Here is an 18,050-nt window from a genome sequence, read left to right as displayed (position 1 = left end):
TCCCGTCGAGAGAGAAAGACATGACCTCAAGTAAAACTTCCAGACTCACCCTGATCGCCGTGGCGGTGATCGTCGTCGCCGGCCTGGCCTATGTGGCGCTGCCCGCGCTGTTCGGCAGCGGCGGCACGCAGTCCACCAACGATGCGTACGTCACGGCCGACTACACCGTGGTGGCGCCCAAGGTGTCGGGCTTCATCAAGGCGGTCCACGTCGAGGACAACCAGCAGGTCAAGGCCGGCCAGGTGCTGGCGCAGATCGACGACCGCGACTTCCAGGCGGCGCTGGCTGCCGCCGATGCGCAGTTGCTGATGTCCCGCGCGCAGTACCAGAACGCCCGCGCCACCCTCGAACGCCAGGCTTCGCTGATCGCCCAGGCCCAGGCCGCGGTGGCTGCCGACGAGGCGGCGCTGGCGTTCGCCAACCATGAACTGACCCGTCACACCCGCCTGGCCGAGCAGGGCGCCGGCACCGTGCAGAACGCCCAGCAGGCGCGCAGCCGGGTCGATCAGGCCCAGGCACGCCTGGCCAACACCCGTGCGGCGCTGGCCGCGGCACGCAAGCAGGTGGACATCCTCACCGCGCAGGTGGAGGCGGCCCAGGGCGGCCTCAAGCATGCCGAGGCCGCGCTGGACCGTGCCCGCCTGGACCTGTCCTACACGCAGATCGTCGCACCCATCGACGGCATGGTCGGCGAGCGCGCCGTGCGCGTGGGCGCCTACGTCAACCCGGGCGCACGGCTGCTCTCGGTGGTGCCGCTGGCGCAGGCCTACGTGGTCGGCAACTTCCAGGAAACCCAGCTGACCCACGTGCAGCCAGGCCAGGCAGTGCTGGTGAGCGTGGATACCTTTGCCGGTGAACAGCTGCGCGGCCATGTGCAGAGCGTGGCCCCGGCCACCGGCCTGACCTTTGCCGCAGTCAAGCCGGACAACGCCACCGGCAACTTCACCAAGGTGGTGCAGCGCATCCCGGTGAAGATCGTGCTCGACGCCGACCAGCCATTGCTCAGCCGCCTGCGCGTGGGCATGTCGGTGATCGCCAGAATCGATACCCAGAGCCCGGCCAGGGCCCAGGCCGGCAACGAGGTCAGCGCTCGATGAACTTCGCACAGGCTACTTCGCCCTTGCTGCTGGGCGCCACGCTGACCCTCGGCGCCTGCAGCCTGGGCCCCGATTTCGAAGCGCCGCGTTCCACCGCGCCGTCGGCCTGGCCGACCCTGCAGGACAAGGCCGGCCCCAGCCAGCCCGAGGCGACACCGCTGCAGGCGCGCTGGTGGGAGCAGTTCAACGATGCGCAGTTGTCGTCACTGGTACAGCGCGCGGTCGAACGCAACCTGGACCTGCAGGTGGCCACCGCCCGGCTGATGCAGAGCCGCGCGGTGCGCAGCAGCATTGCCTCCGAGCAGTACCCGTCGGTCGACCTGAACGGCAACTACAGCCGCGCCCGCAACAGCGAGGACGGCCTCAACGACCCGTCCGGCAAGAACGGCAAGTCGGCCTTCAACCTGTGGCAGGGCGACTTCACCGCTGCCTGGGAACTGGACCTGTGGGGCCGGGTGCGGCGTGAGGTGGAGGCCGCCGACGCCAGCGTCGAGGTGGCCGAAAACGACCGCCAGGGCGTGCTGCTGTCGTTGCTGGCCGAGACCGCCCACGACTATATCCAGCTGCGTGCGGTGCAGAGCACCCTGGCGGTGATCCGCGAGAACCTCGACGTGTCGCGCCACAGCCTGCGCCTGTCGCAGATGCGCCTGAACGATGGCGTGGCGACCAACCTCGACGTGGCCCAGGCCAAGGCGCAGGTGGCGTCCATCGAGGCGCGCCTGCCCACCCTGGAGGACCGCCAGGCGCAACTGATCAACGCCCTGAGCCTGCTGCTGGCCGAACCGCCACGCAGCCTGCAGAACGAACTGCTGCAACCGGCACCGATGCCGCAGACCGCGCAGCGCTTCGCCATGGGCCTGCCCTCGGAACTGGCCGAGCGGCGCCCCGACATCCGCCAGGCGCAGGCGCAGTTGCACGCCGCCACGGCCAGCATCGGGGTGGCCAAGGCCAACTTCTATCCGAGCATCCGCCTGTCGGGCAGCGCGGGGTTCCAGTCGCTGCAACTGTCGGACTTCGGCAACTGGAGTTCGCGCCGGTTTGCCATCGGCCCGCAGTTGAGCCTGCCGATCTTCGAAGGCGGGCGCCTGACCGGCGTGCTCAAGCTGCGCGAGGCGCAGCAGCAGGAAGCGGCTGTGCAGTACCAGCAGGTGGTGCTGCGCGCCTGGCACGAGATCGACGATGTACTGCGCCTGTACAACGCCAGCCAGCTGCGCCGCGACCTGCTCGACGAAGCGGTGCGCCAGAGCCGGGTGGCGCTGGACACCGCGCGCAACCAGTACGTGGAGGGCGCGGTCGACTTCCTCAACGTGCTGACCGTGCAGAGCGCTTTGCTGGCCAACCAGGAGCAGTGGGTCGAAAGCTCGGCGGCGGTGTCGCTGGCCATGGTCGGCCTGTACAAATCCCTGGGTGGGGGCTGGCAGTCATTTGCCCCACCGGCCCAGGCCAGCGCTGAACTCGATCGAGGGCAGCGGTCAAAGCACCCATGAGGCCTGCGCCGGCCGTGCCCCGGCACGGCCGGCGCCGCGCCGGGGTTCACATGTCATCCAGAAAAGGACGCAGGTATGAATATTTCCTTGCACGGCAAGCGTGCGATCGTCAGCGGCTCCACCGCCGGAATCGGCTTTGCCATTGCCCACGGGCTGGCCGAGGCCGGTGCCGAGGTGGTAGTCAACGGGCGCACCAAGGCCCGTGTCACGCGCGCCGTCGAACAGATCCAGCGCAAGTTGCCGGGGGCCAAGGTCAAGGGCATCGCGGCCGACCTGGGCACGGCCGAGGGGGCGGACATCCTGTTTGCCAAGGAGCCGGAAACCGACATCCTGGTCAACAACCTGGGCATCTTCGAGCCCAAGGGCTTCTTCGAGATCAGCGACGAGGACTGGCAGCGCTTCTTCGAGGTCAACGTGATGAGCGCGGTGCGCCTGTCGCGCCATTACGCCAAGGGCATGGCCACGCGCGAGTGGGGCCGGGTGCTGTTCCTGTCGAGTGAATCGGCGCTGCAGATCCCGACCGAGATGGTGCATTACGGCACCACCAAGACCGCTCTGCTGGCGATTTCCCGCGGGCTGGCCGAGACCCTGGCCGGTACCGGCGTGACCGTCAATGCGGTGCTGCCGGGCCCGACCCGCTCCGAAGGCGTGGGCGGCTACTTCAGCCAGATGGCCAGGGAGCAGGGGGTGGACAGCGAGACGCTGGAGGCCCGGTTCATTGCCGAGCACCGCCCCAGCTCGGTCATCAAGCGCCTGGCCACGGTCGAGGAGGTCGCCAACATGGTGGTCTACCTGGCCTCGCGCCAGGCCAGCGCCACCACCGGCGCAGCCCTGCGCGTGGATGGCGGCGTGGTTCGTTCCATCGCCTGATGCACCCTGCCGCGCCCGGGCGAGCGACTCGCCCGGGCGCGGCCTTCAGCCGGCAATCGCCGGCAGGCTGGCCGGTTGCAGCCCGTAGTCGAACTCGGCGAACAGTCGGGCAAAGCGCTTGAGCGATTCGGGCGCGTCCATGCGTTCCATCACCACTTCGATGAACACCAGCGTGTCGGCCTGTGCGGCCTGGGCCAGCGCATCTTCGAGCTGGTCCTCGGTGTGCACGGTGAAGCTGCGCGAGCGCTCGCGGGTGTCCAGCACGCTGGCCAGTTGCGCATAGCGCCAGGGGTTTACGTCGTTGTAGCTGGCATGCTCGCCCAGGATCAGCCGTTCGATGGTGTAGCCATCGTTGTTGATCAGGAAGATCACCGGCTTGAGGTTGTGCGCCAGAATCGTCGACAGCTCCTGCACGGTCATCTGCAACGAGCCGTCGCCGATGAACAGCAGTTGGCGGCGTGTCGGTGCGGCCAGCAGGCTGCCCAGCAGCGCGGGCAGGGTGTAGCCGATCGAGCCCCAGATCGGCTGGGTGATGCAGGTTGCCCCGGTCGGCAGGCGCAGGCCGCTGATGCCCGCCGACGAGGTACCGCTTTCGGCGATGACCAGGTCGTCGGCTTCGATCAGGTGGCTGATGCGCTGCCAGAAGCGCAGCTGGCTCAGCGGCTTGCCCGACAGCGCGGCGAACGCCGGGCTGGCACTGAACGGCGGGATGCGCTGGGCGCGGCGCTCGCGTGCCAGCGCCTGTTGGCCCAGCGCCTGGAGCACCTGGCCCAGGCTCACGGCGGTGTAGTGCTGCCTGGCGATCGAGGCCGCGTAGGCGTGCAGCTGGATCAGCGCGCCGTCCATGAAGCTGTGGGAGAACAGCGCGGTGCTGGTGTCGGTGAAGCGTGCGCCAAGGCTGATCACGCAGTCGGATTGCTCCAGTGCCGCACGCACGCCGGGCGCGGAGCCGGCACCGGCGTAGGTGCCGAGGAACAGCGGGTGCGACTCGGGCAGCATGGCCTTGGCCGGCGGCAGGCAGGCGAAGGGCAGGTCGAAGCGCTCGATCAGCTCGAGCACCTGGGGCACCAGGCCAAAGCGCGCCACGTCCATGTCCACCAGCAGCACCGGCGAGCTGGCGGCATCCAGGCGTGCCACCAGCGCCCGTACCACCGCCTGCAGTTGCCCCGGCTCGCTGCGCGGCTCGCTCAGTTGCAGCGGCGTGTCGGGCACCTCGATCGGCAGGGTGGCCAGGTCGCTGGGCAGTTGCAGGTACACCGGGCGGCGTTCGCGGTAGCAGGTCTGCAATACGCGGTCGATTTCCATGGCGGCGTTTTCCACGGTGATGCGCGCCTGGGCCACGGTGAACTGGCGCAGGGTCACCATGATGTTGTCGTAGTTGCCGTCGCCCAGGGTGTGGTGCATCAGGGCCCGGTCGATGATCGCGTGCAGCGGCGGCATGCCCGACACCATGATCACCGGCACCCGCTCGGCATAGGCGCCGGCGATGCCGTTGAGTGCACTGAGGTCGCCCACCCCGTAGGTGGTCAGCACCGCACCGAAGCCCTGGGTGCGGGCGTAGCCGTCGGCCGCGTAGGCCGCGTTGAGTTCGTTGCAGTTGCCGATGAAGTCGAGCGTGGGCAGCGCCTCGACCTGTTCGAGCAGGGTCAGGTTGTAGTCGCCGGGCACGCCGAACAGGTGGCGGATGCCGAATTCCTGAAGGCGGCGCAGCAGAAAATCGCCAATGGTCATGTCCATGAGTAGGGGAGCCTCGTGATCCTTGAGAGAGGGTGCGCCGCTAGGGCTGGCGGCGCAGGTCGATGACGTTGCCGGCCTTGCCTTCGGAACGCTTGAGGGTGTGGCACGGGTGCAGCTGGATGTGGGTGCTGATGCCCACGTGCACCTTGATCTGGTGGCTCAGTTGCTGGCAGGCGGCCTGTTGCTGCTGGGCGCTCAGGCCGCTGTGTTCCGGGCGCAGCTCGACGTGTACGGCCAGCACGTCGAGGTTGCCCTGGCGGCTGACATGCAGCTGGTACACCGGGCTGAACATCAGCAGCTTGAGCAGTTGCTCCTCGATCTGGCTGGGGAACACGTTGACCCCGCGGATGATCAGCATGTCGTCGCTGCGCCCGGTGATGCGGTCGATGCGGCGCATGGCGCGACCGTTGCCGGGCAACAGGCGGGTGAGGTCGCGGGTGCGGTAGCGCACCATCGGCAGCGCTTCCTTGCTCAGGGTGGTCAGCACCAGTTCGCCGAACTGCCCGTCGGGCAGCACCGCGCCGGTGACCGGGTCGATGATCTCGGGGTAGAAGTGGTCTTCCCAGAGTGTCGGGCCGTCCTGGGTGTCGAGGTGCTCCATGGCCACCCCCGGGCCCATCACTTCCGACAGGCCGTAGATGTCCAGGGCCTTGATGCCCAGGCGCTGTTCCAGCTCGCCGCGCATCTGTCCGCCCCACGGCTCGGCGCCGAAGATCCCGGCGCGCAGCGACAGCGACTGCGGGTCGATGCCCTGGCGTTCGATCTCTTCGGCGATGTTGAGCATGTAGGACGGCGTCACCATGATGATGTCCGGCTGGAAGTCCTTGAGCAGCTGCACCTGGCGTGCGGTCTGCCCGCCCGACATCGGGATCACCGTGCAGCCCAGTTTCTCGGCGCCGTAGTGTGCGCCCAGGCCGCCGGTGAACAGGCCGTAGCCATAGGCGATATGGATGCGGTCGCCGCGCCGCCCGCCCGCAGCGCGGATCGAGCGCGCCACCAGCGAGGCCCACACGTCGATATCGTTGCGCGTGTAGCCGACCACGGTGGGCTGACCGGTGGTGCCGCTGGAGGCATGCAGGCGCAGCACCTGGTCCATCGGCACGGCAAACAGGCCGAAGGGGTAGTGGTCGCGCAACTGTGCCTTGCTGGTCAGCGGGAAGTGCGCCAGGTCGTCGAGGTGCTTGAGGTCGTAGGGGTGCACGTCCAGTGCATGGAACTGCTCGCGGTACCAGGCCACATGGGTATAGGCATGCAGCAGGGTCTGGCGCAGGCGCAGCAATTGGTGCTGGCGCAACTCGTCGAGGCCGGCCTGTTCCAGGTGGTCATCGAACGGTTGGGCGAAGGGCACCGGGGCCAGGGCGGCGACAGGGCTTGCGTGCAGTAAAGTCGATTCGATCGGCATCGGGTCTGTTCTCTACCAGGAAGGGGAGTGGTCAAGGGCGCCCACGCTCGCGCTGCCATGCCCGCGCGCCGGGTGGGGCCGGGCGCGCAGGTGGCAGGGGCGGGCGCTGCGGGGTCAGCCGGCCTGGGTCAGGCGCAGCAGCTGGTTGAAGATGTTCTTCTGGTGCATCTCTTCGGTGCCGCCCACGCTGGCAAAGCCCAGCGCGTCCTTGACCAGGGTGGCGATGTCGCCTTCGTGGTAGCCCAGGCTGCCGTACAGCTTGAGCAGGCTGATGGCGCTGTGGATGAAGTCCTGTGCGGCGCCGAGCTTGGCGATCGAGCAGCTCATCAGCGCCTGGGGGTCGTTGCCCAGCAGCTGGTCGAGCGCGGCGTACACCATCCAGCGGTTGCGCTCCATGCCCATGGCGATGTCCACCAGGCGCTTCTGCACGTACTGGTGGGTGTCGATGGCGCTGTTGAAGCTCTGGCGGTTGGCCGCGTAGTGCATGGCCTCGGCCAGGAACGGCGTGGGCAGGTTGGCCGCTACCAGGCCGTAGTACGCACGCCCCAGCGAGATGATCCTGATCAGTTGCTGCAGGCCGCGGCCCGGCTCGCCCAGTACCTGTTCGGCCGGCACCGGCAGGTTGTCGAAGTGCAGCGGGCCGGTGGGCAGGTGCTTGTTGCCTAGCTTGTCGTCCGGCTCGCCACGGGTCAGGCCGGGGGTGTCCTTGTCGATGATCACCAGGGCGATGTTGTGCTTGGAGTCGGTGGCCAGGCGGGTCACGATCAGCAGGAAGTCGGCCACCGGTGCATGGGCGATGTTGAACTTGCTGCCGGTCAGCCGGTAGCCGTCCGCGCACGGGGTCAGCAGGCTGTGGATACTGCGCACGTCGGTGCCGGTGCCCGGTTCGGCGATGCCGGTGGCGCTCAGCGCGCCGGCCAGGATCGCGCTCAGGTAGCGGTCCTTCTGGGCGTCGCTGCCGTAGAGCATCAGGGCACGGACCATGCCGGCCTGGGCAATCACCGACAGCAGCAGCTCGGGCGTGCGGATCGACGAGGCCAGGCCTTCCAGCGCGGCACTGAAGCCCCACCAGTCTTCACCCAGGCCGCCGTATTCGAGCGGGATGACCAGCTTCCACAGGCCCGCGTCGCAAAGGCGCTGCCAGCCGTAGTGATCGAAACCGGGGGCGGCGCTGCGCCGCGCCTCGGCCAGTTCCACGCCGATGGCGCGGTAGGTCGACAGCAGCGCGAGCTGCTGTGGAGTCCAGGAGAGTTTCATTGAGCGTACCTTTGCAGTCGGTTCGCCGGGGCGCCTGAGCGTCGGCGAACGGTTCGTCCCTGAGCGCCGGCTCAGCCTTCCTGGAAAGCCAGGACCTGATCCTTGAATGCCTGGGGCACAGGCACGGTGGCCTGTTTGTCGTAGTCGAACATCACGTGGTACGACTTGGCCCTGGCCACCACCTCGTGGGTATCGTCCTGGCGGCGCATGGTGTGCTCGATCTCGAAGCTCTTGGTGCCGAATTTCACCACGGCGCTGCTGACCACCAGGGTTTCGCCGTACATGGCCTGCTTGAGGTAGTCGCACTCGCTGCGCACCATGATGTGCGGCAGTTTTTCGCTCTTTGGCAGTTGCAGCAGGTGGTGCATGTAGCAGAGGTAGGCATGTTGCATGTAGTCATAATAGATGGGGCTGCTTACATGGCCCATCGAGTCGGTGTCGCGGTATTTGATTTCAATGACGGTCTCAAAGCCTTTCTGGCTCATGGTGCACTTCCTTTTGTTTGTTCTGTTTGAAGTTGGCGAGATGTTATTGAAACTTCTCGGCAACTTGTTCGGTCCCTTGAAAGTGGGTTTCAAGTTGTTTCAAATGCTAGGCAAGTTGAACTTGCAAGGCTACTCGCGTTTGTTTGCAGGAAACTCGCTTTCGCGCTGCAGCGCTTGTCTGTCGTGGGGTTGCTGGCTGCTGGTTGTACGCCATGGTTCGTTTGTGGGGGCGGCCTTGAGGGTGGCGTTGAATTGCTCGCATTTCGCCGCCGACAACGAACTTTGGTCATGAATATTTAATATTCCTGGCAATGCGAGCAATCCACGGCGGGTACACGGGCACGGCTCTTGTGTGTGGGGTTTTTAATGCGAGTAGTTGTTCGGCAGGCATTCTTTTAGCATGGCCGCCACTCAGGCGCCGTTGTTGTAGCGGCCCTGTATCGCCATTCAGGGAGTGCAGTGTTCATGACCAATCAAGACAGGGTGGCGGTGGTCACCGGTGCGGCCAGCGGTATTGGCGCGGCGACCGCCCTGCAGCTGGCACGGGAGGGTTTTCAGGTGGCGTGCCTGGACCGTGACGAAGGCGGCCTGGATCGCACCCTGCATGCGCTGGGCCCAGGCCATCGGCCGTTCGCCCTGGACCTGTGCGATGAACAGGCAGTGGCCGCGGTGTTCGCCGAAATCGCCCGGTGGCGCGGGCGCATCGATGGCCTGGCCACCTGCGCCGGGGTGGTCGACACCACGGCATTCGACGACCTGAGCGTGGTGCGCCTGCGCCAGTTGCTGGAGGTCAACCTGCTTGCCACCTTCAGCGTGGTGCAGCACAGCGTGCCCTTGATGCGCGCCGGCGGGCATATCTGCACCGTGGCCAGCGTCGCCGGCATTCGCGGCGGCGGCCTGGCCGGCACGCTCGGCTACGCCACCAGCAAGGGCGCGGTAATCACCCTGAGCAAGGGCCTGGCGCGCGAACTGGGCCCGCGCGGGCTGACCGTCAATTGCGTCGCCCCGGCGGTGATCCGCACGCCGATGCTCGATGACACCACGCGCGTCGCCGGCAAGCTCGAACAGCTGCACGGCATGACCGCCTTGCGCCGCGAGGGCCGTGCCGAGGAAGCCGCCGAGGTGATCGCCTGGCTGCTGTCGGGCAAGGCCTCGTTCGTCAGCGGCACCACCATCGCCGTGGACGGCGGCCTGGCGATGCTCTGAGGCGCTTTCTTTTCTTCCTTTTCTTCTCTGTACAGGACGTCAACCATGGCAGTTTCCAAGGACAACCCACTGGCGCTTTGCCGCACCTTTTTCTTCATTCCCGGCGCCGACGAGCGCGCGTTGCTGGCGGCACTCGACGGCGATGGCGACGTGCTGGTGCAGGAGCTGGAGGACTTCACCCCACCGGCGCGACGCCCCGAGGCGCGTGCACTGGCGGTGGATATCCTGCAGCGCTGGCGCGCCTGCGGGCGGGTCAGTGCGGTGCGCATCAACCCGTTTGAAACCTGTGGCCACGAGGACCTGGCGGCAGTGATGGCTGGCCGCCCGCAGGTGGTGATGATGTCCAAGGTCGAGCGCCGCGAACAGATGATCGAGCTGGACCAGTTGATCACCGAGCTTGAGGGGCGCCATGGCATCGCTGCCGGCAGCACGTTGATCGTGCCGAACATCGAGACCGCGCTGGGCGTGGTGCGCGCCATCGAGATCGCCGCCGCCAGCCCGCGTATCAAGGCGATGCTGGTGGCCACCGAGGACATGGTGGCCGACCTGGGCGCCGGGCGCAGCCGCGCCGGCACCGAGCTGTATTACCCGCGCTCGCGCTTTCTGCTCGAATGTGCGGCGGCGGGTGTGCTGGCCATCGACTCGCCCTACACCTTTGCCGACGCGCAGGGTGCCGAAGCCGACATGCAGTTCGCCCGCTCCATCGGCTACCAGGCCAAGGGTGTGGTCAACCCGGCGCACGTGGCGGTCGCCAATCGCTACCTCACCCCCGCTGACGCGGACGCCGAACTGGCGCGCCGGCAGGTGGCGGCGTTCGAGGCGGCTGCCCAGGGCGGCAACGTGCGTGCCGAGGTCGATGGCCTGGTGGTGGAAGTGCCCAGCTACCTGCAGGCGCTGCGCTTGCTGGAGCGTTACGAGCAGTTGCAGGCGCGCCAGGCGCTACGCCGCTGAGCTGTGCGGCTGCGCGCGGGCGCGGGCGGTGGCCAGCGGCATGGCCGGCGGGAGGCACAACAGCCCGATCAGCGAGCTGCTGATCGCATCCTCGATCTGCGCCTGGCTCATCTGCGGCGAGTCGAGGATGTAGGCCTTGACCATCGAGGTGATCACCTGCGCCGCCAGCCAGGCGGCCAGGTGCAGGTTGCTGTGAGCCAGCGTGGCCCGCCAGCGGTCCAGCAGGCGCTCGATGGACAGGGTGATGCGGGCCTTGTGCTGCAGGTCGTCGACGCTGCGGCTCAGGTTGGCCAGGTCGGTGTCGAGCAGCCGGTGCAGCTCCGGTTCCTGCTGGTGCAGGTGCAGCAGGGCTTGCACCAGCAGCCTGAGGTGGGCCGGCAGGTCGGCCACCTCGTGTGCGCCGGCGACCTCCAGAATCACCCGGTTCATGGCCTGCGCATGGCGCTCATGCAACGCCGCGATCAATGCATCCTTGTTCGGGAAGTACTGATAGACCGAGCCCACGCTGACCCCGGCGCGCTGGGCCACCAGGTTGGTGTTGGTGCCCTGGTAGCCATGCTTGACCACCACCTTGGCGGTGGAGGTGAGGATGGTTTCGACCATCATCCGCGAGCGGGCCTGGGTGGGGATCTTGCGCGGAAGGTTAAGGTGTTTCACGAATGTCTCCAGAAAGGGCCTGATTGCATTTGTGAGAAAGGCTGCCAGCAGGCAGCGGTGCTCCGACCTTGGAGATTTCTCCCTGATTGCCTGGAGCGCGCCGCCGCTGTGGCAATGCAGCCGATCCAGTACGAGGGCGATTCTTGGCCTTGGAGACGCTTTGGAAAATGCTCTGGTGTGCACTTTATAGTTAGCGATAGGGTCAGCTATCGCCGGCGCAGGCCCCCGCAAACCGGGCAGATCACAGGCTGCGGTCGAGGCCGAAACGTTTCTTCAGCACCTTTTCCAGCAGCCGTTTGGGCAGCACGCCGGCCAGTAGCGGCAGGGCGCGGCTGCCGTTGCCCAGGCGCAGCAGGTCGGGCGGGGTACGCTGCTGTACGGCCTTGAGCAGGCCCTGAGCGAACGCGCTGGCGGGGGTCGGTCTGTCCTGCGAGGCGCGGGCGCGGGCGCGCACCTGCTCGCGCAATGGCCACCACGGCGAGTCTTGCGCCAGCACCTGCTCGGCCTCGCGCCCGGCATTGCTGGCGAAGCTTGAGGCGATGGCGCCGGGCTGCACTTCCATCACGCCGATGCCGAACGGCGCCAGTTCCAGGCGCAGCGCATCGCTGAGCGCATGCACCGCCGCCTTGGATGCGCAATAGGCGCCGGCGAACGGGGTGACCAGCACACCCGACACGCTGCCGATGTTCACCACCAGGCCGCGATTGCGTCGCAGCAAGGGGAACAGTGCACGGGTCACACCGATCAGTGCGAACACGTTGGTCTCGAACTGGCGCTGCATGGCCTCGACACCGCCGTCCAGCAGCGGCCCCATCGCGCCGTAGCCTGCGTTGTTGATCAGGATGTCGAGGCCGCCATGGGCCGTTTCGATGGCGTCGGCCAGGCGCACCAGGGCGTCCTCGTCGTTGACGTCCAGCTGGCGGCTGCTGAAGCCGGCCTTGATCAGCGTGGCGACGTCATCGGCCTTGCGCGCGGTCGCCCACACGTCGTAGCCGGCGGACTTGAAGCTGTCGGCGAGGGCGCGGCCGATGCCGCTGGAGCAACCGGTGATCAGGACGACGGGCATGGAAGGGGGCTCTCCTCAGAATGTGGTGTTCGGTCAGGGCTTCGATCAGCCGGGTGATGCTCGTGGCGCACACCACGAGGTTGGGGCCGGCGACGGGCAACAGGATATGTGAAGGCAGATAGTGCAGCGACAGGCTCTGGAACAGGAGGGTCAGGGCCGGTTCTTGCGGGTGATCCTCGAACAGGTCGACGTTGAAATAGTGGAAGTCGACCTGAGGATGTTGACTGCCAAGCCGTGCAACACCGGGATGCATCGTGCGGCAAGGCGGGCAACTGGCCGAGCCCACCATGACCATGGCCGGGCGTTGGCGTGTGCAATCGTCGAGCAGCGCCTGGAGCTGGTCGAGGCGGGTCACGGGCCTGAGTGACATGGTGGTGCCTCCTGCAAGAATTGCGGTGCGCTCCATTCAACCCCGGCTGGCGTGTCTCAGGTAACTGGCAAAAATACTAGTTGGCAAAGCCACCCTGCAGGTGCTCGGCACGAAATTCCAGGGTTTGCGGGCGGTAGCCTGAGCGCAGGGGGGGCAGGGGCAGGCAGTCGTGCCAGCTGGCCTCGGGCTGCAGGTCGCCGGGGCCGCGGTAGCGCGGTGCGGCGTAGGTGTTCTCGGCCAGGTTGACGGTGTCGCCGGGGGCGTAAGCGGCCACGCGCCAGCGCAGCTCGACCAGCGGCACGCGGTTGGCGTTCTTTATCTGTACGCGCAGCGGCCGGTCGGCCGGGCAGGCGTCGGGGGCGTAGTCCAGGCGCAGTTCCAGGCGGGCCAGCTGGCTGGCCTCGCGGTTGTCCAGCCACACCACCCACAGGCCCACCAGGCCCAGGCCGAGCAGCGCGGCCATGGAGATCGGCAAGGCCTTGGCCGGGTAGCGCAGCAGCAGGACCAGCCAGGTGAGGATGAGCAGGATACCGATGAACATGGAGGGCGCCTTGGGTGCGGATGAAGGATCATCCTACCCTGATAAAAGCATTGCGGGTCAAGCCCGCTCCCACAGGTTCGATGGCGACCGTTGTGGGAGCGGGCTTGACCCGCGAAAGGGCCTTCCGGGCTTCAGATCACTGCGCGATGGTCTTGATCGACACCCCGCGCTCCACTGGCGTGGAGCGCCCGTAGATGTCTTCGAAACGCTCGATGTCGTCCTCGCCCAGGTAGCTGCCCGACTGCACCTCGATGATCTCCAGCGGGATCTTGCCCGGGTTGCGCAGGCGGTGCACCGAGGCGATCGGGATGTACGTGGACTGGTTCTCGCACAGCAGGAACACGTTCTCGTCGCACGTCACCTCGGCCGTGCCCGACACCACGATCCAGTGCTCGGCACGGTGGTGGTGCATCTGCAGCGACAGGCTGGCGCCGGGTTTTACCGTGATGTGCTTGACCTGGAAGCGCCCGCCCATGTCCACCGAGTCATACGAGCCCCACGGGCGGTACACCTCGCAGTGGTTCTGGGTTTCGTTGCGGCCCTGGGCGTCCAGGGTGTTGACCATCTGCTTGACCCCCTGAACCTTGTCCTTGTGCGCGATCATCATGGCGTCCTTGGTCTCGACCACCACGATGTTCTCCAGGCCGATCACCGACACCAGCTTGCCGTTGCCGTGGATCATGCAGTTGTGGCTGTCCTGCACCACCACGTCGCCCTTGGTCACGTTGCCGTTGGTGTCCTTCTCGTGCACGTCCCACAGCGACGACCAGCAGCCCACGTCGCTCCAGCCCGCACTCAGCGGCACCACGCAGGCGCGCTGGGTCTTTTCCATCACCGCGTAGTCGATGGAGTTGTCCGGGCAGCAGGCGAAGGTGGCCTCGTCGATGCTGATGCTGTCGCCGTCTTCCAGGCTGCGCTCCAGGGTCAGCAGGCAGGTGTCGTAGATGTCGGGGTCGTGCTTTTTCAGCTCTTCGAGGAAGCGGCTGGCGCGGAACAGGAACATGCCGCTGTTCCAGTAGTAGCCGCCACTTTTGACGAACTCGGTGGCGCGTTTTTCGTCCGGTTTCTCGACGAACTGTGCCACGCGGCTGATGCCTTCGGGCAGCAGGGCGTCCTGGCTCGACTTGATGTAGCCGTAGCCGGTTTCCGGCTTGGTCGCCGGCACCCCGAACAGCACCATTTCGCCGCGTTCGGCGGCCACCGTGGCCAGGGCCAGGGCGCGTTGCAGGGCCTTCTGGTCGTCCAGCACGTGGTCGGCCGGCAGCACCAGCATCAGCTCGTCGCGGCCTTCGTTGACCAGTTTCATGGCCGTGAGCGCCACGGCCGGCGCGGTGTTGCGCCCGAACGGCTCCATCAGGATCGCCTGGGTGTCCAGGTTCAGGTTGGCCAACTGCTCGTTGACGATGAAACGGTGGTCCTTGTTGCACACCACGATGGGCGCGTCCATGCCGTCGAACACCAGGCGCGACAGGGTTTGCTGGAACAGCGTGTGTTCACCGGTCAGGGCCAGGAACTGCTTGGGGAATTGCTTGCGCGACAGGGGCCACAGACGCGAGCCGCTACCACCGGACAGGATGACTGGAATCATGGGTAATCTCCGAACGTTGAAAGGGGCAGTTGATTAACGGGTGGACACAGGGCGCTTGACCCAGACCGGCGACAGGTTGCTGCCACTGCCGGTCACATACAGCACGGCCGCTTCGCCACGTTCGAGCGCAACGGGCTTGAGGTCGCTGACTTTCTTGTCGCCTTCATACAGCGCCAGGCTGACCTTGACCGGGTTGATCTCGCGCTCGCCGCGCGCCTTGGCCGCCACCGGCTTGACCACTTCGGTCTTGCCATCGGCGGTCTTCAGGGTCAGGGCCTGGTCGCTCAGGTTCTGCACGCGTACCAGGGATTTCTGCTTGTTCTTGAACGGCGGTTCCTCGACCAGTTGCGGCTGGCCGCTGCCGTGGTTGACCAGGGTGTAGTAGTGATCGCCCGCCAGCTTGACCGGTACGGTCTGGCTGCCGACCTTGGCGCTGTAGTCGCCCTGGGGCATGAAGCTGAAATCGCTGCTGCCCTGGGCGGCCACTTCGCTGATCTGGGTGTTGCCGACACTGGCGGCCACCGGCTGGTTGCCGGCGTTGTACAGGCGCACGAAGGTCGAGCCCTTGGGCGCGCTGGGGCCATACAGTGCGGCGTCGGCGCCGGCCCAGGCCTGCAGCGAGAGCAGGCTCATGCCGGCGGTCAGGGCGAATGCTTTGGCAATGCGGTGCTTGGTGGTCATGTGCAGTTCCTCTCAGTGTTGCGTCCGATTGGACGACAGGGCCATGTCTTGATTGGCGGTACGGGTTTGCTTCAGCTGGGCGATCCACTGCGGATCGAAGGCGCTGAGGTCGTTTTTCATTGGCAGATAACGTTCCGGGAACTCCCATACCAGCACCTGTGGGGCGCTGGTCTTGAAGGCGTCGGTCTGCAGGTACTTGAGCATCGGCAGCAGCGGGCCATGGCCGTCCTCGGCGTAATTGACCACGTCGCTGCGCAGCGCCTGCTGCAACGCACCGAGGAAGTTCCAGTGCGGGTTGGCGCTGTAGCTGGTGCCGATCAGCGCCACGGGGATCTCGTTGTCGGCAAACAGCGCGTCGTCGCTGTCGGCCTGGTCCTGGGCCCGGGCAGGGCGGGTGGTGCGTTGCTGCAGGCTGTCCGGGGCCGGCAGCAGGTGGCTGAACAACGGGTCCAGCGGCAGGAAGTTGGTGAGGTCGCCCTTGTACGGTGTGGCGGCTTTGGCTTCGGTGACGAACTGCTGCGGCGTGCCGCTGAGCAGGGTCTGGCGGGCCACGGCTTCGGCCAGGTGGCGTGCCACCACCTCGGCGCCCAGTGGTGTCCAGTGGGTGTCGGTGCGCAGGAACACCTGGCCCTGGGCCTTGGCCGCCTGCAGCGGGCCGAGCAGGTCCGGGGCGAACACGCCGGCCTGGCGCGCCTTGGCATGGAACTGGTTGTACAGGTCGGCATGCAGGCTGGCGGGCGTCTGCTCACCGATGTACTCCGGGTACAGGCGGGCCTTGGCCGGAATGATCGCCAGCACCAGTTGCACACCGTGCTGCTTGAGGGTGTCGCGCACGCCGCGGATCAGTGCGAGGTTCTCGGCCTCGAACTGCTCGCTGCCGGCCACCGGCTTGAACTCTTCATCGCTGAACAGCCATTGCTCGCGGCCCAGCACCACACCCGGGCGGCCTTCGTTGAACAGTTTGAAGTCCAGCGCCGCCCAGAGGTTGGTGCCCAGGCGCTTGATCGGGAACTGCGCGTCGTAGTGGGTTTCGGCGGCCTTGGCCAGCTTGCCGTCGAGCAGGGACATCTGCGCGGTGCGCTGGAAACTGCCCAGGCCCCCCAGCGACCAGATGCCCAGGCCCAGCAGCAGGGCCATGAACAGCACGGCGTAGAGTTTGCGTAATGATCGGGTCATGGTCGGCTCGCTCAGAACTGGAAGTAGAGGAACGGCGAGTAGCTTTGCGCCGAGAGTTTGAGGATCGAGGCCACGAACAGCAGCAGCACCAGCGCGCGGGTCATGTACAGGCCCCAGTCCAGGCTCACGCTGCCGTCGCCATGCACGGCCACCGGGCTGGCCTTGGCCGTGGGCTTGTCATTGCGGTAGAAGTCGCGCAGGCCGAAGAACGCCAGGCTCAGGTAGGCGATCACCAGGGTGGCCACTTGCAGGCCGGTGAGGCTGGCGCGGTTGAGTTCCGACAGCTGCCATTCACCGAAGCTGAACATGGCGCCGTACATGCGTGCGGCCACGTGCAGGTTTTCGGCGCGGAAGATCACCCAGCCCATCACCACCAGCAGGAAGGTGAAGGCCCACTTGACCGGGTTGAAGCGCTGCGGGTTGGTGTCCAGGCCCAGTGCGCGCTCGATCGCCAGCCACATGCCGTGCCAGGCGCCCCAGATGATGTAGGTGAAGTTGGCGCCGTGCCACAGGCCGCCCAGCAGCATGGTCAGGAACAGGTTGCGGTAGGTGGCGAAGGTGCCGCCGCGGTTGCCGCCCAGGGTGATGTACAGGTAGTCGCGCAGCCAGGTGGACAGGCTGATGTGCCAGCGCCGCCAGAACTCGGTGATCGACTGGCTGATGTAAGGCTGCTTGAAGTTCTCCATGAAGCGAAAGCCCATCATCAGGCCCAGGCCGATGGCCATGTCGCTGTAGCCGGAGAAGTCGAAGTACAGCTGCGCGGTGTAGGCCAGTGCGCCCAGCCAGGCGTCGCCGGTGGTCGGGTTCTGCAGGGCGAAGCAGTGGTCGGCGACCACCGCCAGGGTGTCGGCGATGAATACCTTCTTGATGAAGCCCTGCATGAACCGCGTGCAGCCTTCGGAGAACTTGTCCAGGGTGTGGGTGCGGTGGTTGAACTGGTCGGCCAGGTCGCGAAAGCGCAGCACGGGGCCGGCGATCAGGTGCGGGAAGATCGCCACGAACGCGGCGAAGTCGACCAGGTTGCGGGTGGCCGGGGTGTCGCCGCGGTACACGTCGATGATGTAGCTGATCGACTCGAAGATGTAGAACGAGATGCCGATGGGCAACAGGATGTGGGTGAGGATGAACGGCTCCAGGCCGTACGAGGTCATGATCGCGTTGATGCTGTCGACGCCGAAGTTGGCGTACTTGAAGTAGCCCAGGATACCCAGGTCGACCACCACCCCCAGCAGCAGCCAGCGCTGGGCCGGCTTGGTGCGCACGCCGGCGGCGCCCACCTTGAGGCCGATCCAGTAGTTCCACAGGGTGACCGCGGCGAACAGCGCCAGGAAGTCCACCCGCCACCAGGCGTAGAACACGTAGCTGGCCAGCAGCAGCAGGGCGTTGCGGTAGCGTTGCCCGCTCAGGTAGTACAGGCCGAGAAAGATCGGCAGGAACAGGAACAGGAACACATTGGACGAGAACACCATCCCGATCTCT

At 66.5% G+C, this 18,050-nt stretch carries 17 protein-coding genes; 5 read left to right on the top strand and 12 right to left on the bottom strand.

The window, feature by feature from the left end; translation table 11 throughout:
• Positions 1–20 precede the first annotated feature (20 nt).
• The 3 genes from KH389_RS22365 to KH389_RS22355 all read left to right on the top strand — a co-directional run bounded on the left by KH389_RS22365 (position 21) and on the right by KH389_RS22355 (position 3,454).
• The gene (locus KH389_RS22365; protein WP_213606262.1) at positions 21–1,097 is read left to right on the top strand and encodes an HlyD family secretion protein; all 1,077 of its coding nucleotides are present in this window, start codon (positions 21–23) and stop codon (positions 1,095–1,097) included.
• Positions 1,094–2,584, top strand: coding sequence for an efflux transporter outer membrane subunit (locus KH389_RS22360; RefSeq protein WP_054914860.1), 1,491 nt, complete (start codon positions 1,094–1,096; stop codon positions 2,582–2,584). Before KH389_RS22365 ends, KH389_RS22360 begins: the two co-directional genes overlap by 4 nt.
• A gap of 75 nt (positions 2,585–2,659) precedes the next feature.
• Positions 2,660–3,454 (top strand): SDR family NAD(P)-dependent oxidoreductase, encoded by a 795-nt coding sequence (locus KH389_RS22355; protein ID WP_043860986.1) that lies wholly within the window; start codon positions 2,660–2,662, stop codon positions 3,452–3,454.
• 45 nt (positions 3,455–3,499) lie between these two features.
• Here the strand turns inward: KH389_RS22355 and KH389_RS22350 are convergent, their stop codons facing one another.
• The 4 genes from KH389_RS22350 to KH389_RS22335 form a co-directional block, all read right to left on the bottom strand.
• Entirely contained in the window at positions 3,500–5,191 is a 1,692-nt protein-coding gene (locus KH389_RS22350; protein WP_213606261.1) for an alpha-keto acid decarboxylase family protein, read from the bottom strand.
• 40 nt (positions 5,192–5,231) lie between these two features.
• Entirely contained in the window at positions 5,232–6,593 is a 1,362-nt protein-coding gene (paaK, locus tag KH389_RS22345) for a phenylacetate--CoA ligase PaaK (RefSeq protein WP_100633482.1), read from the bottom strand.
• Between the two features lie 114 nt (positions 6,594–6,707).
• Complete coding sequence (locus tag KH389_RS22340; protein ID WP_078479507.1) at positions 6,708–7,850, bottom strand: acyl-CoA dehydrogenase family protein; 1,143 nt, start codon at positions 7,848–7,850, stop codon at positions 6,708–6,710.
• 71 nt (positions 7,851–7,921) lie between these two features.
• Positions 7,922–8,335 carry an acyl-CoA thioesterase gene (locus KH389_RS22335; protein WP_043860990.1) on the bottom strand — a complete coding sequence of 138 codons (414 nt, stop codon included), beginning with the start codon at positions 8,333–8,335 and terminating at the stop codon, positions 7,922–7,924.
• Positions 8,336–8,800: 465 nt separating this feature from the next.
• Between KH389_RS22335 and KH389_RS22330 the strand changes: the two genes are divergently transcribed.
• Positions 8,801–9,541, top strand: a complete 741-nt coding sequence (locus KH389_RS22330; protein WP_213606260.1) for an SDR family NAD(P)-dependent oxidoreductase — start codon at positions 8,801–8,803, stop codon at positions 9,539–9,541.
• 45 nt (positions 9,542–9,586) lie between these two features.
• A complete protein-coding gene (locus KH389_RS22325) occupies positions 9,587–10,492 on the top strand; it encodes an HpcH/HpaI aldolase/citrate lyase family protein (protein WP_043860993.1) in 906 nt (301 codons plus the stop codon).
• Here KH389_RS22325 and KH389_RS22320 read toward each other — a convergent pair.
• The 8 genes from KH389_RS22320 to KH389_RS22285 form a co-directional block, all read right to left on the bottom strand.
• Entirely contained in the window at positions 10,481–11,149 is a 669-nt protein-coding gene (locus KH389_RS22320; protein WP_052504232.1) for a TetR/AcrR family transcriptional regulator, read from the bottom strand. The genes KH389_RS22325 and KH389_RS22320 overlap by 12 nt on opposite strands.
• Positions 11,150–11,390: 241 nt before the next feature.
• Positions 11,391–12,215: an SDR family oxidoreductase gene (locus tag KH389_RS22315; RefSeq protein WP_054914855.1), complete on the bottom strand. Its 825-nt coding sequence runs from the start codon at positions 12,213–12,215 to the stop codon at positions 11,391–11,393.
• Entirely contained in the window at positions 12,106–12,585 is a 480-nt protein-coding gene (locus KH389_RS22310; RefSeq protein ID WP_143516671.1) for a thioredoxin family protein, read from the bottom strand. The genes KH389_RS22315 and KH389_RS22310 overlap by 110 nt, the downstream gene beginning before the upstream one ends.
• 76 nt (positions 12,586–12,661) lie before the next feature.
• A complete protein-coding gene (locus KH389_RS22305; RefSeq protein ID WP_043860996.1) occupies positions 12,662–13,126 on the bottom strand; it encodes a hypothetical protein in 465 nt (154 codons plus the stop codon).
• Positions 13,127–13,262: 136 nt separating this feature from the next.
• Entirely contained in the window at positions 13,263–14,714 is a 1,452-nt protein-coding gene (locus tag KH389_RS22300; protein ID WP_043860997.1) for a mannose-1-phosphate guanylyltransferase/mannose-6-phosphate isomerase, read from the bottom strand.
• Between the two features lie 33 nt (positions 14,715–14,747).
• Positions 14,748–15,395, bottom strand: coding sequence for an alginate O-acetyltransferase AlgF (locus tag KH389_RS22295; RefSeq protein WP_043860998.1), 648 nt, complete (start codon positions 15,393–15,395; stop codon positions 14,748–14,750).
• A gap of 12 nt (positions 15,396–15,407) precedes the next feature.
• Positions 15,408–16,571: an alginate O-acetyltransferase gene (locus KH389_RS22290; RefSeq protein WP_054914853.1), complete on the bottom strand. Its 1,164-nt coding sequence runs from the start codon at positions 16,569–16,571 to the stop codon at positions 15,408–15,410.
• 11 nt (positions 16,572–16,582) lie between these two features.
• Positions 16,583–18,040, bottom strand: a complete 1,458-nt coding sequence (locus tag KH389_RS22285; protein WP_213606259.1) for an MBOAT family O-acyltransferase — start codon at positions 18,038–18,040, stop codon at positions 16,583–16,585.
• Positions 18,041–18,050 lie beyond the last annotated feature (10 nt).

It is taken from the genome of Pseudomonas qingdaonensis, assembly GCF_018398475.1.
GTDB lineage: Bacteria > Pseudomonadota > Gammaproteobacteria > Pseudomonadales > Pseudomonadaceae > Aquipseudomonas > Aquipseudomonas palmensis.
This window is presented reverse-complemented; position numbering and strand designations above follow the sequence as displayed.

Bases quoted from the DNA above. Each gene is read 5' to 3' on its own strand.
- KH389_RS22365 (WP_213606262.1), top strand. From the start codon at position 21: ATGACCTCAAGTAAAACTTCCAGACTCACCCTGATCGCCGTGGCGGTG.
- KH389_RS22360 (WP_054914860.1), top strand. From the start codon at position 1,094: ATGAACTTCGCACAGGCTACTTCGCCCTTGCTGCTGGGCGCCACGCTG.
- KH389_RS22355 (WP_043860986.1), top strand. From the start codon at position 2,660: ATGAATATTTCCTTGCACGGCAAGCGTGCGATCGTCAGCGGCTCCACC.
- KH389_RS22350 (WP_213606261.1), bottom strand. From the start codon at position 5,191: ATGGACATGACCATTGGCGATTTTCTGCTGCGCCGCCTTCAGGAATTC.
- paaK (WP_100633482.1), bottom strand. From the start codon at position 6,593: ATGCCGATCGAATCGACTTTACTGCACGCAAGCCCTGTCGCCGCCCTG.
- KH389_RS22340 (WP_078479507.1), bottom strand. From the start codon at position 7,850: ATGAAACTCTCCTGGACTCCACAGCAGCTCGCGCTGCTGTCGACCTAC.
- KH389_RS22335 (WP_043860990.1), bottom strand. From the start codon at position 8,335: ATGAGCCAGAAAGGCTTTGAGACCGTCATTGAAATCAAATACCGCGAC.
- KH389_RS22330 (WP_213606260.1), top strand. From the start codon at position 8,801: ATGACCAATCAAGACAGGGTGGCGGTGGTCACCGGTGCGGCCAGCGGT.
- KH389_RS22325 (WP_043860993.1), top strand. From the start codon at position 9,587: ATGGCAGTTTCCAAGGACAACCCACTGGCGCTTTGCCGCACCTTTTTC.
- KH389_RS22315 (WP_054914855.1), bottom strand. From the start codon at position 12,215: ATGCCCGTCGTCCTGATCACCGGTTGCTCCAGCGGCATCGGCCGCGCC.
- KH389_RS22310 (WP_143516671.1), bottom strand. From the start codon at position 12,585: ATGTCACTCAGGCCCGTGACCCGCCTCGACCAGCTCCAGGCGCTGCTC.
- KH389_RS22305 (WP_043860996.1), bottom strand. From the start codon at position 13,126: ATGTTCATCGGTATCCTGCTCATCCTCACCTGGCTGGTCCTGCTGCTG.
- KH389_RS22300 (WP_043860997.1), bottom strand. From the start codon at position 14,714: ATGATTCCAGTCATCCTGTCCGGTGGTAGCGGCTCGCGTCTGTGGCCC.
- KH389_RS22295 (WP_043860998.1), bottom strand. From the start codon at position 15,395: ATGACCACCAAGCACCGCATTGCCAAAGCATTCGCCCTGACCGCCGGC.
- KH389_RS22290 (WP_054914853.1), bottom strand. From the start codon at position 16,571: ATGACCCGATCATTACGCAAACTCTACGCCGTGCTGTTCATGGCCCTG.
- KH389_RS22285 (WP_213606259.1), bottom strand. From the start codon at position 18,040: ATGGTGTTCTCGTCCAATGTGTTCCTGTTCCTGTTCCTGCCGATCTTT.